Source organism: Pararhizobium sp. PWRC1-1 (genome assembly GCF_049897905.1).
Taxonomy (GTDB): domain Bacteria; phylum Pseudomonadota; class Alphaproteobacteria; order Rhizobiales; family Rhizobiaceae; genus Pararhizobium.
In genome coordinates this window covers 33162-46921 of sequence record NZ_JAFCXE010000023.1, presented here as the reverse complement: position 1 = coordinate 46921, position 13760 = coordinate 33162, and the positions used below count along the sequence as shown (strand labels likewise).

The following is a 13760-nucleotide window of genomic DNA, read 5'->3' as shown; positions in this document are numbered from 1 at the left end:
CATAAGGATGTGCAGAGCGCGTAAATTGTATTTTCCGGGTTGCCGGTTGAATTATTCGACGGCCGGGTCATGTCCTGTTTATCGCTGCTTTGAGTGGAGGACCGAGCAATGTCGAAGTTCGGGATAGCTGCCGTCTGCCTGGGCCTGCTTTCGCTCTTTGGATGCGCCAACACGGTGCGGGGCATGAAGCGGGATGGCGTGCAAACCAGCCATGCGTTGGACGATGCAACCCACCGCATCGCGCGGGCCAACGCGAACTGACGGAAGAGATTTTACGGCAAGCTCGCCACGTCGTAGAACCAATCTCGGGAAGATGATTGGGTTCGGCTACGGCTGTTCGCGCGTACCGGGTGAACTCTCGCGCTGATCTGCATCCTCAAGATCGGACGCCACAACAAACGCATCCATATGTTCGCGGATCGCCTCGCGCACGACGCCGGGATTGGTGACCCCGCCACCTTCAATATCGCCACTATCGATTTCGCGTGCAGCCTTTGCCCAGTGGTCTTCCTGTCTGCCGTCGGGGGAGCCTTCATCCTGCCATATCTGGTAGGCCCGTTGCCGGATTCTGGTTTCTCTGTCGTGTTCCATAGGTTCCTCCGCCGAGATGTGGACTTCAGTTTTGCAGGCCGTGGGAAACGGGATTAAGCAAGTCCGGCAAGCGCTTTCAGAACCGGTTTGTGGCGCGGCGTTTCCGGAAGGTCCCGAACGCTCTTCAGCATTGCCTGCCTGCGGGCAGAAAGATCGAACGCTTTTTCAGCCTCCGACAGAAGCTCGTCGTTTTCTGAATTGAGATGATAAATCTGGCCCATGGCAATCCCCTGTTTGAAGTCCGGATAACCGGATTTGGGGAAAAAAGTTCCGGTTGCCTCAAGAAAAAAGGCCCCGACAGGGCCTTTCGAATGTGCATGCCGATTGCCAGCCCGTTCGTTACCAATACCGGCGACGCGGCGGCTCCGGCTCCTGTCGGGAGGCGGCTCCCAGCAAAAAGCCGATCGCCCCTCCGACCAGCAGCGCAAGCGCCAGTGCGCTTCCGGCTGCTGCCGGGTGTTCCCGTGCGGTTTGGGCAATGGCGCTGCCTTCGGTGCGCGCAACGCTTGCCGCTTTTCTCGCCACAGGTGCTGCGGCATCGAGGACGCTTGATGCCCGGTCACGAACGTCGCTATAGGCCTGGGCGCTCTGGGCACTGACGATTTTGGATAGGCGCGCCACTTCGGCGCGCAAGGATTCAAGGTCGCTATTGGTTGTTTCTGCCATCATTGGTTCTCCTGTTGCCGCCCGACAAACGAGTTGGCCAGCGGAAAGGTTCCCAAGAATGAAAAGTCTGTTGTGCGGCACGTCGATGCAGCGGTGCCGCCCACAGGGCATCAAAATTTAAACGCTGACCCGTCGCGCATGCTTGTCGGCAGCCTTTTTATCGCCGGCTGCCTGGTCGAGGATGCTGCGGGCGTCTTCAACGGATATCCGGTGTTTCTTTGCGAAAGAGATCGGTTCGTAGGGCTTGTCTGAGGGGGTCGACATGGGTGGTCTCCTTGGATCGTTGTTTGAGGCCGCCGGACGCTTAACGTCACAAAAGCAGCCATTCCGTCGCGAAACGGTCTAGCAAAAGAGTAACAGGCTGGGTCAGAGAATTAAGGACATGCTTGCCGCATGTTCCAAAAATCTGGCGAGCGGATTTGAGTTGGCCGCGCTGAAGCGATGGAATTGCTTCAGGCACCGCTGTCGGTGCTGATCACTACATGGCGATTATTGCCGCATTCCGCAAGTGCGTTGTCGCGCGGCCGGGAACCGGTGGCACTTGAGGCCGTGAAGTTAACGCCCCCTTAAATCGCCGCATTTACACTTCATCGCACGGTGCGAAATCGTGCGTTGCGGTATATGTGCCGGCCACGCTCCCCAAACGCCCAGCTGGAGCAGACCCACCCCGACATGGCAGGAAATCGAACATCAGGGCAGAGGATTGAACCTTCCTTTGAAGGTGGACGCGGTCAGGATGACGGCGATCTGCGCATGAATGCCGGTGAACGCGTCAGTGGCGGCGGCAGGAAATCCGGTAGTTCGAAGCCTGGAGCGAAGATGACCAGTTCACGAAAAACCAGCAGACGTGGCGGGTCGCGTGGCGGCGGAGGCCTGACCGGCCTGATCCGGACGCTGGTCTATTGGTGCGTCGTTCTCGGTATCTGGGGCGCCATCGGCGTCGGCGGACTGGTGCTCTATTACGGATCGCGCATGCCGAGCGCTACCACCTGGGCCATTCCGGACCGGCCGCCCAACGTAAAGATCCTGTCCGTCAGCGGTGATATCATTGCCAATCGCGGCGCCACCGGCGGCGAGGCGCTGTCGCTCGAAAACATGTCGCCCTATATTCCGCAGGCGGTCATCGCCATCGAGGACCGGCGCTTCTATTCGCATTTCGGCGTCGATCCGCTTGGTCTGGGAAGGGCGGTACTGACCAATATCACCTCCGGGCGCATGGTGCAGGGCGGCTCCACAATCACCCAGCAACTGGCCAAGAACCTGTTCCTGTCGCCGGAGCGCACACTGGAGCGCAAAGTGCAGGAGGTGCTGCTCTCCGTCTGGCTGGAGCAGAAATACACCAAGGACCAGATTCTTGCGATGTACCTGAACCGGGTGTTCTTCGGTTCCAATGCCTATGGCGTCGAAGCGGCCTCGCGGCGCTATTTCAACAAATCCGCCCGCGATGTGAACCTCGGCGAGGCGGCACTGCTTGCGGGGCTTCTGAAGGCGCCGTCGCGCCTGTCGCCGGCCCGCGATCCGAAAGCTGCGGAGGAGCGGGCCCAGGTCGTGCTCGGCGCCATGCGCGAGGAAGGCTTCATCACCGACAGCGAGATCAAGACCGCGATGTCGCAGACACCGACCAAGGCGAAGAGCTTCTGGTCCGGCGCGCAATATTATGTCGCAGATATGGTCATGGACCAGCTGCCGGGCATGGTCGGCGAGATCAGCCAGGATCTGATCGTGGACACGACGCTCGATCTCAATCTGGAAAAGAAGGCTGAGGAAACACTGGCTGCAAGCCTCGACGCATCCGGACAAAAGCTGGATGTCTCACAGGCGGCTTTGGTCTCGATCGACGGCACCGGCGCCATCCGTGCCCTTGTCGGTGGCCGTGACTATGCCGAAAGCCAGTTTGACCGTGCGGTCAAGGCAAGGCGCCAGCCGGGTTCGGCCTTCAAGCCCTTCGTCTATGCTGCCGCCATGGAAATTGGCCGCACACCGATGTCGATCCGCAATGATGCGCCGGTCCGGATCGGCAACTGGACGCCGGAGAATTACGATCAGAAATATCGCGGCGAGGTGACGCTCGCCAATGCGCTGGCCAATTCGCTCAACACCATCGCCGCCCAACTGGTGATGGAGGTGGGCCCGCAGAATGTCATCAAGCTGGCGCGCCGGCTCGGTATCGAATCCGAAATGCAGTCCAATGCCTCGATCGCACTCGGGACATCGGAAGTCAGCCTCGTCGAACTGACGTCAGCGTATGCCCCGTTCATGAATGGTGGCTTCAAGGCGACGCCGCATGTGATCCGGCGGATTTCGACGGCTGACGGCACTGTTCTTTATGAAAATACCTATGACAACCCGCCCCGGGTGCTGGATCCGGCTGTTGTCAGCGAGATGAACCAGATGATGGTCGGCGTGATTGATCATGGTACCGGCAAGGCTGCCCGGCTGAAGGGCTGGCAGGCGGCTGGCAAATCGGGCACCACGCAGTCCTTCCGAGACGCTCTGTTCGTCGGCTTCACCAACAATCTGACCACCGGCGTCTGGTTCGGCAATGATGATGGCAAGTCGATGAAGAAGGTCACTGGCGGCGGTCTTCCGGCCAAGGCCTGGCACGATTTCATGACGGCGGCCCACGAGGGCCTGTCGCCTTCACCGGTCTTCGGCACAACCGGGATCCAGCCGACATTCGACGATAATCAGGCACCGCCCGAGAGTGTGGGCGATGTTATCTCCGGCACGTTCGGCAATGGGGCGGCGGATGAATTTCCGCAAGCACCCGCCGCCAACGGACAGACGGCTGGCACGCAGGATTTCGATCAGCCGGCGCAGTCGGCAAATTCCGGGCTTACACCACCGGCCGATGTCGGCGAGACCACCGGTGCGACCCGCCGCACGACCCTGTTCGACATCCTGACCGGCGGTTGAACCGCAACCGCCATTTGGTGCTCCTCACGGTGGGGGTCGTTTTCCATGTATTACCGAGCCGGTTTGAACAGTCGCTATCCCCAAGCGATGATAACGTTTTCCGGCTCGATCGGGTGATCGATCCAGACACGAATCCGCGTTTTCGTGGATGGCACTTGTGCACGGGCGAATTCAGGCTCGATAGCATCAAACAAGATAAGTTCGTTATTGGGGGTGTTCAGAATTCCGTCGAAATCAGGTTCTCTTATCCCTGTAATTTCTAAAATCGGCCCGAACGTCACATTGGTATCTCCGTCGCCCCAATAGTAAGCTGGAACATTGATGCAGTCAGAGGAAGCAAATATTCCTTGCCTGTCCATGTGGAGCGGAATCTTGACGTTGCGACGGCCTGCAACATAGATGCTCAGGTATTCTGGCGTGATTGTAATTTTCTTTACGGACATCAAGTAGTCCCTTCCTTGAGATATCAGTCCGCCTTGTGATTTACTGCGCTCAACATCAACTCGTCATCGGGCAGCATCTCTTCGCTGCACGACTTTTGCTTATCCCCAGGCAATAACCACGTTCTCTGGCTCGATCGGGTGATCCATCCAGACTTGGATACGGGTTTTCGCGGATGGGACACGCGCAATGGCATATTGGGGTTGGTTCGCGTCAAACAAGATAACTTCTTGATTGGGGGTGTTCAGAATCCCGTTGAAATCAGGCTCCCGTTTCTCCTCAATCTCGGAAGCTGGTCCAAACGTCACGTGGGTGTCCCCGTCGTTCCAATAGAGCGCGGGAATGAGAATGCAGTCTTTTGACGAAAGGACACCTCGCCTATCCATGTGCGTCGGAATATCGACATTTCGACGGCCTGCAACGTAAAAGCTCACATATTCCGGAGCGATCGACAGGTGCTGCACGGTCATGGCGTCACAATCCCCTTTTGATGAAAGTCTGCCCTGCGAGTTGCCGTTCCTCAGCAAGCCACATTTTTCACCGTATCGGCTTTATCTACCCCCAAGCGATAGTCACCTGATCAGGGCTGGTGGGATGGTTCATCCAGATCCGGATACGTGTTTTCAAGGAAGGCACCTGTGCAATAGCAAATTGAGGCTCAAGTGCATCAAAGAGGATAATCTCTTTATTGGCGGTATTCAAAATACCGTCGAAATCAGGCTGACCTGCCTTAATAATCTCGGAAGCTGGTCCGAATGTTACATGCGTATCTCCATCGTTCCAATACAGCGCCGGAATGTTGATGCAGTCGGGAGATGAAAATATTCCTTGCTTGTCCATATGCAAAGGAATGTTAACCTTTCGATGGCCTGCAACATATATACTTAAATATTCAGGTGTGATCGTGAGTTTTTCAACAGGCACAGATTAATACCTCCCTCTAGAGATTAATCCATCTTGCGATTTGCTGTACCATCAGCAATGTTTCTGCAGCACGATGTGTTTAACTGGATACCTTACTTAACCTCAGGTGATAACGACATTTTCCGGCTCGATCGGGTGATCCATCCAGACTTGGATACGGGTTTTGACGGATGGCATGTGCGCAATGGCATATTGAGGGCGGTTCGCGTCAAAAAAGATTATCTCTTCATTGGGTGTGGCGAGAATGCCGTAGAAATCGGGCTGCCGGGTCTCCGTTATCTCGGACGCTGGTCCTAATGTCACATGCGTGACGTGAATGTCCAGAAAGCCTGATCTCGCTATCCCTACCCCCATGCGACGGTGACATTTTCGGGCTCGCTGGGATGGTCGATCCAGATTCGGATACGTGTTTTTTGGGAAGGCACGTGTGTACTGGCGAATTCAGGCTCGATTGCATCAAATAAAATCAATTCGTTATTGGGAGTGTTCAGAATTCCATCGAAATCCGGCTCTCTCGTTTCCTTAATTTCTAAAATCGGTCCGAATGTCACAGAGGTGTCTCCATCGTTCCAGTAGAGCGCAGGAACGTTGATGCAGTCAGGCGAGGAAAATATTCCCCGCCTGTCCATATGAAGAGGAATTTTGACGTTGCGACGGCCTGCAACATAGATGCTGAGATATTCAGGGGCAATTGTGAGTTTTTTTATGGACATCGATCAGTAACTTTCCTGAGATATCAATCCACCTTGTGATTTACTGCACGGCCAGCAATGCGGATAAATTCTACTTGGTTTGCCAAGCGATTTTGGCACCTGATGATCACCAATAAAATGACCGCGCTTAGTCCCGGACGTCTTTATACCACACCAGTGGCATCCATAGGTACGGCCGATGCGATCAATTTCCGCCTCTTCTCTCCTGGTCAGCCGCCTGTTGGTAGCTGGCGCCGCAAGCCACTCCTTTGCATAGGGTCCGATGCCGGTCCGCGGCAGTCGCAACTGGAGCGCGCGGAGCATCGCCTCCTGTGTTACGGATTCATTGGCCCGTATCAGCCCTTCGACCGTCTCGTAGGCTTGCGGGGTCGGCCGCCAGTTCGGGTCACGTCTTTGAACTGCGCGTAGCGCTTCCTGCATCCGGCCGATACTGACCGCCAGCCGCGCTTCCTGCGCGGGCGTGACGGGCTGCCATCTGTCGAGAATGCGGACTTGTCCCGCGCCACGAGGCCCGCGGCGGCTGACGCGGATCGGGCGGCTTTCGGAACCGTCTCCAGCCCATTGCCCGCCGTCGGGATTGCCGGCCGGCACCCGCGGCTGCTCGGGGCGAAAACCGGCCTTCCATTCCAGGCATAAGGTCAGCGCGCGAATTTCGACGGCCATCGCCGCCTGCCGGTAGCTCAGTTGTGGCAGGCTCAGGTCTGCCGGTTCTGTCGAAATCATTGGCCACGCCATCCGCTTTTCAATTCAGTCGGACAATTGTGCGTGGTGCAGAGGCGACGGGGATAAATTCAGGCTGGAAAAAGCCGGCGAAACAATTATATTCCGGTCAACCCAATGAACATGCGATGATTTTCCCGCAGCAGACGATCGCGTCGATACCGCCATGCCTGCTGGACGTCCCCGCTGTTCTGGAGCGAGAACCGCAATCGCCTTCAAGAGAGGATTGCTGATTTCGGTAACGACGCGCGATGCTTCGTCATAATAGGCGTTGATTTCCTCGGCTTCGTGGCGTCGTCATGCCTTGCAGTCCGAAACACTGGTCCTTATATACGCCCCATCACCGCAGTTTTCGCTGCGAATATTCCACAGACCATCCCGTTAGGGGCTGTCGCATGAATGCCAGACCGGGTTCTGACAGTCCGCTGCAAGGAGAGAACGACATGGCTAAAGTAATCGGTATCGACTTGGGAACGACCAACTCCTGCGTCTCCGTCATGGACGGCAAGGACGCGAAGGTCATTGAGAATGCGGAAGGTGCACGCACCACGCCGTCGATCGTTGCATTCAACGACGATGGCGAGCGTCTGACCGGCCAGCCGGCCAAGCGTCAGGCTGTCACCAATCCGGAAAACACGCTGTTTGCCGTCAAGCGCCTGATCGGCCGCCGTTACGACGACAAGTTCGTCGAAAAGGACAAGGCGCTCGTTCCTTACAAGATCGTCAAGGGCGACAATGGCGACGCATGGGTCGAAGCGCAGGGCAAGGGTTATTCCCCGTCGCAGATCTCCGCCATGATCCTTCAGAAGATGAAGGAAACCGCAGAATCCTATCTCGGCGAAAAGGTCACGCAGGCCGTTATCACCGTTCCGGCTTACTTCAACGACGCGCAGCGCCAGGCAACCAAGGATGCCGGCCGCATCGCTGGTCTTGAAGTGCTCCGCATCATCAACGAGCCGACCGCAGCGGCGCTCGCTTACGGCCTCGACAAGAAGGACGGCAAGACCATCGCCGTTTACGACTTGGGCGGCGGTACGTTCGATATCTCGGTTCTGGAAATCGGCGACGGCGTCTTCGAAGTGAAGTCGACCAACGGCGACACCTTCCTCGGCGGTGAAGACTTCGACATGCGTCTGGTCGAATATCTTGCAGCCGAGTTCAAGAAGGATCAGGGCATCGACCTGAAGAACGACAAGCTGGCTCTGCAGCGCCTCAAGGAAGCTGCTGAAAAGGCCAAGATCGAACTGTCCTCGTCGCAGCAGACCGAAATCAACCTGCCGTTCATCACGGCGGATGCCACCGGTCCGAAGCACCTGACGATGAAGCTGTCGCGCGCCAAGTTTGAAAGCCTGGTTGATGAGCTGGTTCAGCGCACCGTTGCACCGTGCAAGGCGGCCCTCAAGGATGCCGGTGTCACCGCAGCCGAGATCGACGAAGTCGTTCTGGTCGGCGGCATGAGCCGCATGCCGAAGGTACAGGAAATCGTCAAGCAGCTGTTCGGCAAGGAGCCGCACAAGGGCGTCAACCCGGATGAAGTGGTTGCCATGGGCGCCGCGATCCAGGCCGGCGTTCTGCAGGGCGACGTCAAGGACGTTCTGCTCCTCGACGTGACCCCGCTGTCGCTCGGCATTGAAACGCTCGGTGGCGTGTTCACCCGCCTGATCGAGCGCAACACGACGATCCCGACGAAGAAGTCGCAGACCTTCTCGACGGCCGAAGACAGCCAGAATGCCGTAACCATCCGCGTTTCGCAGGGCGAGCGCGAAATGGCTCAGGACAACAAGCTGCTTGGCCAGTTCGACCTGGTTGGCATTCCGCCGGCACCGCGTGGCGTTCCGCAGATCGAAGTCACCTTCGATATCGACGCCAACGGCATCGTGCAGGTTTCGGCCAAGGACAAGGGCACCGGCAAGGAACATCAGATCCGGATCCAGGCATCGGGCGGTTTGTCCGACGCCGATATCGAGAAGATGGTCAAGGATGCCGAGGCCAATGCCGAAAGCGACAAGAAGCGCCGTGAAGGGGTCGAAGCGAAGAACCAGGCCGAAAGCCTGATCCATTCGTCGGAAAAGTCGCTGAAGGAATTCGGTGACAAGGTCACGGAAGTCGAACGCACCGCGATCTCCGATGCGATCGCTGCGCTGAAGACTGCTGTGGAAGCCTCCGAGCCGGATGCTGAAGACATCAAGACCAAGACCCAGACGCTTCTCGAAGCTTCGATGAAGCTTGGCCAGGCGATGTACGAATCGCAGCAGACTGAAGCAGCCAATGCCGATGCACAGGCTGATGCAGCCCGCGATAGCGACATCGTTGATGCCGACTATGAAGAAGTGAAAGACGAGGACGACCGCAAGAAGTCTGCATAAGCCTTCTTTGAACAGCCCATCATTAACCCGGAGCCGCAAAGCTCCGGGTTTTTTTGTTTTCAGCAATTGAGTAACCGGTTCAACGGCAAACGTTGAACGGTAGAGCCTTCCAAGGCACACTCCGGCAGCGATAAAACCAATTGAGGGTGCAATGGAAATCTCGATTGTCGATAGGGCATATGCGGCGCAGAATTTGGACCGGCTTGCTGCAATTCTTGTTCAAAGTGTTGAAGACGGCGCGGTCGTCGGGTTTGCCGTTGCCGAACAGGAACGATTGCTTTTCTGCGCCTCGATCGACGGGCAGATTGCCGGAACCGTGCAACTGTATCTGTCGCCGGAGCCGAACGCTCCGCATCGGGCTGAGATTTTCAAATTGCTTGTCCACCGCGATTTCCAGTGTCGAGGCATCGGTACGGCGCTGATGCTGGCCGTAGAAGTGGAAGCGGTGCGGCTCGCACGTTCGCTCCTCATTCTCGATACTGTCATGGGCGGAGCTGGCGAACGGCTTTATAGCCGTTTGGGCTGGCAGCAAATCGGCATCGTTCCGCATCATTTTGTCGATCCCTTCGGTGTTCCCAGGGCATCGGTCTATTTTATGAAACTCCTTGATCTCCGCAGGGATGTTGCGTGAGTGAACCGCAAGGAAGCGCTCAAGATCGCTCCCGGTCAACGCTTCCAAAAGGCACTCGGCGGCTGGATCAACCCGTGTCCACCCAGGGCCGGGGCTGCCGCGAGGGAAAGATCGAAGGTCAGAGAGCCTGATTCAGTACTTTTCCGAGAAAAATCGGCCGAGATAGTGTATTGCCTATGGTATCCCGCTTGAAGGTTTACTAAATCCTGTTGCAAGGAAATTTGGCGACCGCCGGGCAGCCGGTTTTGACGCGCCTATTCAACAGGACAATCTGCAAGCATGAAACGTGATCTTTACGAAACGCTCGGCGTTGCGAAAACAGCAGACGAGAAGGAGCTCAAGAGCGCTTTCCGCAAACTCGCAATGAAGTATCATCCGGATAAGAATCCTGGCGATGCGGAAGCTGAAAAGACGTTCAAGGAGATCAGCCTAGCCTACGAGATGCTCAAGGATCCGCAGAAGCGGGCAGCCTATGACCGTTATGGCCATGCGGCTTTCGAACAGGGCGGCATGGGTGGCGGCGCCGGTATGGGCGGTGGCGCCGGCGGCTTCTCCGATATCTTCGAAGACATTTTTGGCGAGATGATGGGCGGCGGGCGTCAGCGGCGTTCGTCGGGCGGCCGCGAGCGCGGTGCCGATCTGCGCTACAATATGGAAATCTCGCTGGAAGAGGCCTATGCCGGCAAGACGGCGCAGATCCGGGTTCCAACCTCGATAACCTGCGATGTCTGCACCGGCTCGGGCGCCAAGCCCGGTACCAAGCCGACGACCTGCGCCACCTGTCAGGGTTCCGGCCGCGTGCGTGCCGCGCAGGGTTTCTTCTCGATCGAGCGCACCTGCCCGACCTGTCAGGGCCGCGGTCAGACCATTGCCGACCCTTGTGGCAAGTGCCACGGCCAGGGCCGCATCACTGAAGAGCGTTCGCTCTCGGTCAATATCCCGGCCGGCATCGAGGACGGCACCCGTATCCGCCTGTCCGGCGAGGGTGAAGCCGGTCTGCGTGGCGGGCCTTCCGGCGATCTCTATATTTTCCTGTCGGTAAAGCCGCATGAGTTCTATCAGCGCGACGGCGCCGATCTTTATTGCAGCGTGCCGATCTCGATGACGACGGCAGCCCTTGGCGGCAAGTTCGATGTGGCGACGCTTGATGGCACCAAGTCGCGGGTTTCGGTGCCGGAAGGCACACAGGCTGGCAAGCAGTTCCGCCTGAAGGCCAAGGGCATGCCGGTGCTGCGCTCCAGCCAGATGGGTGATCTCTATATCCAGATCCAGATCGAAACGCCGCAGAAGCTGACCAAGCGCCAGCGCGAGCTTCTAAAGGAGTTCGAGGAACTGTCCTCGAAGGAAAACAACCCTGAATCGGCGGGCTTCTTCTCCCGCATGAAGGATTTCTTCGACATCGAGTAAGCGCCGCACTCGGCGGCTGGCAGAACAGACAATCCGCAATATATATTGGCCGGAGGCAGCAATGCCTCCGGCTTTTTTGTCTGTGGCCCGTAATGCAGGCAGGCTGTATCCCCACGCGAAAGGTGCACCATGACCTACGAGCTCTATTACTGGGATGGAATCCCCGGCCGGGGTGAGTTCGTCCGCCTCGCGCTGGAACAGGCCGGTGCTGATTACATCGATGTCGCCCGCAATGACGGCGGCATGGCGCGGATGATGGCGATGATGAAGAACAAGACGGCGGGCGTCATGCCGCTTGCCCCACCCTTCCTGAAGGATGGCGACCTCGTCATCTCCCACGCCGCCAATATCCTGCTTTATCTGGGCAACCGGCTGGGTCTCGCACCCGAACATGAGGCCGGGCGTATAACCGCGCATGGGCTGCAACTCAGCATCACCGATTTCGTCGCTGAAATCCACGACACCCATCATCCGATCGGCGTGTCGATCTATTACGAGGACCAGAAGGACGAAGCGTTGCGGCGGGCCGAGAGTTTTCGCGAGGAACGGCTGCCGAAATTCCTTGGCTATTTCGAAAAGCAGTTGGCGAAGAACAGACAAGGGCAGGTCCATGCCTTGGGTGATATGCTCACTTATGTCGATCTGTCGCTGTTCCACCTCATCGAGGGGCTGCGTTACGCTTATGACGGCGGTGGAGCCGGATTATCCGCTTCTCGCTGCGCTCAACGCGCAGGTCCGCAAACTGCCGCGGATCAAGGCCTATCTGGCCTCGGAACGGCGGCTTGCCTTTAACGAGCAGGGCATTTTCCGCTATTATCCGGAGCTTGACCGGCGTTAAAGCCACCTATTCCATCACCGCGCTATGGTCGATTGCCGGTGGAGCCTTCGGCTTGCGCAACAGGAAGACCAGCGGCATGACCGCCAGCGACATGATCATCAGCAGCTTGAAGTCGTCCATATAGGCGATGATGGTCGCCTGCAGCGTGACGATGCTGCGAGCGAGGCACGACCCACCGCCGTCATCGGATCGAGCCCTGCGGCCGCCGGAGCCTGGAACGCATGGTTGAATGGTGTCACATAAGCAGCGATCGACGCATGGTTGATCTGGGTGTTTTCAATCAGCAGCGCCGAGACGACAGCGATGCCGACGCTGGAGCCGATATTGCGCGAGAGATTGTAAAGCCCGGTGCCGTCGCCCCGCATTTCGGCCGGTAGGGTGGCGAAGGCGATCGTCGTCAGCGGCACAAACAGAAAGCCGAGCCCGGCGCCCTGCACGAAACCGACGGAGATGATCGTCCATTGGGAGACATCCGGCGTCCAGCCGATCATGTCGTACATCGCCCAGGCGGTGATCGCCAGGCCGACGAACAGCAGGATGCGGGTATCGACCTTGCCGATCAGACGGCCGACGACGAACATGCAGACGATCGTTCCGAGCCCGCGCGGCCCCATGACGATGCCGGCGGTGACGACGGGATAGCCCATCAGCGATTGCAGATAGGGCGTCATCAGTGCCAGCGACGCCAGGTAGGTGACGCCGACGACGAAGATGAACAGCATGCTGACGGCAAAATTCTGGTCGAGGAACAGGCGCGGATTGATGAAGGATTTTTTGGTCGTCAGCGTATGAATGACCAGCAGATAGAAGGCGCTCGCGCAGACGATGGCCTCGATCAGGATTTCGCCGGAGGAAAACCAGTCGAGCTGGCCGCCACGGTCGAGGAAAAGCTGTAGCGAGGCGTTGCCGAGGCTGAGCATGCCGAAGCCGAACCAGTCGAGTTTCGCCTGCGTGTCCAGCTTGGTTTCCTTGACGAAGACGCTGATACCGGCAAAGGCCAGCGCACCGATCGGCACGTTGATGTAGAACACCCACCGCCAGCTGATATTCTCCGTCAGCCAGCCGCCGATCACCGGCCCCAGCACCGGTCCGACCATCACCGAGACCCCGAACAGCGCCATCGCCGATCCGCGTTCCTGGGTCGAATAGATGTCGAGCAGGATGCCCTGCGACAGGGGAACGAGCGCTGCGCCGAACAGGCCCTGCAGCAGGCGAAACCGACGATCTGCGGCAGAGACTGTGCGAGGCCGCAAAGCACCGAAGCCGCGACGAAGCCGACGATCGCCACCAGCAGAACCGGTTTGCGGCCGAATTTTGCCGCCAGAAACCCGGACGGCGGCGTCATGATCGCGGCTGCGACAATATAGGAAGTCAGCACCCAGTTGATCTGGTCGGCGCTCGCCGCCACGCTGCCCTGGATGTAGGGCAGCGCCACATTGGCGATGGTCGTGTCCAGCGCCTGCATGATTACCGCAAGGATGATGCAGGCGGTGATGGCGCCGCGATTGGCGACGGGCGTTGTGGCGGCAGAGGCTATGCTGCTCATG

The 13760-nt window shown here is 58.0% G+C and carries 14 protein-coding genes and 2 pseudogenes; 6 read left to right on the top strand and 10 right to left on the bottom strand.

Annotation, left to right across the window (positions count from 1 at the left end; translation table 11 throughout):
• Nucleotides 1-108 precede the first annotated feature (108 nt).
• Nucleotides 109-261 (top strand): entericidin, encoded by a 153-nt coding sequence (locus ACP7E0_RS27515; RefSeq protein ID WP_426129630.1) that lies wholly within the window; start codon nucleotides 109-111, stop codon nucleotides 259-261.
• Nucleotides 262-327: 66 nt separating this feature from the next.
• On the opposite strand, the gene ACP7E0_RS27510 is transcribed toward ACP7E0_RS27515, so the two are convergent.
• From ACP7E0_RS27510 to ACP7E0_RS27495, 4 genes are all read right to left on the bottom strand, one after another.
• Entirely contained in the window at nucleotides 328-591 is a 264-nt protein-coding gene (locus ACP7E0_RS27510) for a DUF2934 domain-containing protein (protein WP_426129628.1), read from the bottom strand.
• Between the two features lie 53 nt (nucleotides 592-644).
• Nucleotides 645-812 (bottom strand): hypothetical protein, encoded by a 168-nt coding sequence (locus tag ACP7E0_RS27505; RefSeq protein WP_426129626.1) that lies wholly within the window; start codon nucleotides 810-812, stop codon nucleotides 645-647.
• A 118-nt stretch (nucleotides 813-930) separates the two neighbouring features.
• Nucleotides 931-1260, bottom strand: a complete 330-nt coding sequence (locus tag ACP7E0_RS27500; RefSeq protein WP_426129624.1) for a hypothetical protein — start codon at nucleotides 1258-1260, stop codon at nucleotides 931-933.
• A 114-nt stretch (nucleotides 1261-1374) separates the two neighbouring features.
• On the bottom strand, nucleotides 1375-1521 hold the full coding sequence (locus ACP7E0_RS27495) for a hypothetical protein (RefSeq protein ID WP_426129622.1): 147 nt from the start codon (nucleotides 1519-1521) through the stop codon (nucleotides 1375-1377).
• Between the two features lie 408 nt (nucleotides 1522-1929).
• Here ACP7E0_RS27495 and ACP7E0_RS27490 point away from each other — a divergent pair, with 408 nt between their 5' ends.
• A complete protein-coding gene (locus ACP7E0_RS27490; protein WP_426129620.1) occupies nucleotides 1930-4173 on the top strand; it encodes a transglycosylase domain-containing protein in 2244 nt (747 codons plus the stop codon).
• Between the two features lie 74 nt (nucleotides 4174-4247).
• On the opposite strand, the gene ACP7E0_RS27485 is transcribed toward ACP7E0_RS27490, so the two are convergent.
• The 5 genes from ACP7E0_RS27485 to ACP7E0_RS27465 all read right to left on the bottom strand — a co-directional run bounded on the left by ACP7E0_RS27485 (nucleotide 4248) and on the right by ACP7E0_RS27465 (nucleotide 6974).
• Entirely contained in the window at nucleotides 4248-4616 is a 369-nt protein-coding gene (locus ACP7E0_RS27485) for a hypothetical protein (RefSeq protein ID WP_426129619.1), read from the bottom strand.
• A 99-nt stretch (nucleotides 4617-4715) separates the two neighbouring features.
• On the bottom strand, nucleotides 4716-5084 hold the full coding sequence (locus ACP7E0_RS27480) for a hypothetical protein (RefSeq protein WP_037103752.1): 369 nt from the start codon (nucleotides 5082-5084) through the stop codon (nucleotides 4716-4718).
• An 85-nt stretch (nucleotides 5085-5169) separates the two neighbouring features.
• Nucleotides 5170-5538: a hypothetical protein gene (locus ACP7E0_RS27475; RefSeq protein ID WP_426129617.1), complete on the bottom strand. Its 369-nt coding sequence runs from the start codon at nucleotides 5536-5538 to the stop codon at nucleotides 5170-5172.
• A gap of 344 nt (nucleotides 5539-5882) precedes the next feature.
• A complete protein-coding gene (locus ACP7E0_RS27470; RefSeq protein WP_113245535.1) occupies nucleotides 5883-6251 on the bottom strand; it encodes a hypothetical protein in 369 nt (122 codons plus the stop codon).
• A gap of 3 nt (nucleotides 6252-6254) precedes the next feature.
• Nucleotides 6255-6974 (bottom strand): hypothetical protein, encoded by a 720-nt coding sequence (locus tag ACP7E0_RS27465; RefSeq protein ID WP_426129615.1) that lies wholly within the window; start codon nucleotides 6972-6974, stop codon nucleotides 6255-6257.
• Nucleotides 6975-7414: 440 nt separating this feature from the next.
• On the opposite strand from ACP7E0_RS27465, the gene dnaK reads away from it, so the two are divergent.
• The 4 genes and pseudogenes from dnaK (at nucleotide 7415) to ACP7E0_RS27445 (ending at nucleotide 12213) form a co-directional block, all read left to right on the top strand.
• Nucleotides 7415-9337, top strand: a complete 1923-nt coding sequence (gene dnaK, locus ACP7E0_RS27460) for a molecular chaperone DnaK (protein WP_426129613.1) — start codon at nucleotides 7415-7417, stop codon at nucleotides 9335-9337.
• 151 nt (nucleotides 9338-9488) lie between these two features.
• Complete coding sequence (locus tag ACP7E0_RS27455) at nucleotides 9489-9968, top strand: GNAT family N-acetyltransferase (protein WP_426129611.1); 480 nt, start codon at nucleotides 9489-9491, stop codon at nucleotides 9966-9968.
• A gap of 279 nt (nucleotides 9969-10247) precedes the next feature.
• A complete protein-coding gene (gene dnaJ, locus ACP7E0_RS27450; protein ID WP_426129609.1) occupies nucleotides 10248-11375 on the top strand; it encodes a molecular chaperone DnaJ in 1128 nt (375 codons plus the stop codon).
• A 129-nt stretch (nucleotides 11376-11504) separates the two neighbouring features.
• Nucleotides 11505-12213, top strand: a pseudogene (locus ACP7E0_RS27445) (glutathione S-transferase).
• 6 nt (nucleotides 12214-12219) lie between these two features.
• Here the strand turns inward: ACP7E0_RS27445 and ACP7E0_RS27440 are convergent.
• Nucleotides 12220-13759, bottom strand: a pseudogene (locus tag ACP7E0_RS27440) (DHA2 family efflux MFS transporter permease subunit).
• Nucleotide 13760: the final 1 nt, after the last annotated feature.

Coding starts and splice junctions, on each gene's coding strand:
- dnaK (WP_426129613.1), top strand. CDS start 7,415: ATGGCTAAAGTAATCGGTATCGACTTGGGAACGACCAACTCCTGCGTC.
- ACP7E0_RS27455 (WP_426129611.1), top strand. CDS start 9,489: ATGGAAATCTCGATTGTCGATAGGGCATATGCGGCGCAGAATTTGGAC.
- ACP7E0_RS27510 (WP_426129628.1), bottom strand. CDS start 591: ATGGAACACGACAGAGAAACCAGAATCCGGCAACGGGCCTACCAGATA.
- ACP7E0_RS27485 (WP_426129619.1), bottom strand. CDS start 4,616: ATGTCCGTAAAGAAAATTACAATCACGCCAGAATACCTGAGCATCTAT.
- ACP7E0_RS27470 (WP_113245535.1), bottom strand. CDS start 6,251: ATGTCCATAAAAAAACTCACAATTGCCCCTGAATATCTCAGCATCTAT.
- ACP7E0_RS27465 (WP_426129615.1), bottom strand. CDS start 6,974: ATGATTTCGACAGAACCGGCAGACCTGAGCCTGCCACAACTGAGCTAC.
- ACP7E0_RS27505 (WP_426129626.1), bottom strand. CDS start 812: ATGGGCCAGATTTATCATCTCAATTCAGAAAACGACGAGCTTCTGTCG.
- ACP7E0_RS27490 (WP_426129620.1), top strand. CDS start 1,930: ATGGCAGGAAATCGAACATCAGGGCAGAGGATTGAACCTTCCTTTGAA.
- ACP7E0_RS27515 (WP_426129630.1), top strand. CDS start 109: ATGTCGAAGTTCGGGATAGCTGCCGTCTGCCTGGGCCTGCTTTCGCTC.
- ACP7E0_RS27495 (WP_426129622.1), bottom strand. CDS start 1,521: ATGTCGACCCCCTCAGACAAGCCCTACGAACCGATCTCTTTCGCAAAG.
- ACP7E0_RS27500 (WP_426129624.1), bottom strand. CDS start 1,260: ATGATGGCAGAAACAACCAATAGCGACCTTGAATCCTTGCGCGCCGAA.
- ACP7E0_RS27480 (WP_037103752.1), bottom strand. CDS start 5,084: ATGACCGTGCAGCACCTGTCGATCGCTCCGGAATATGTGAGCTTTTAC.
- dnaJ (WP_426129609.1), top strand. CDS start 10,248: ATGAAACGTGATCTTTACGAAACGCTCGGCGTTGCGAAAACAGCAGAC.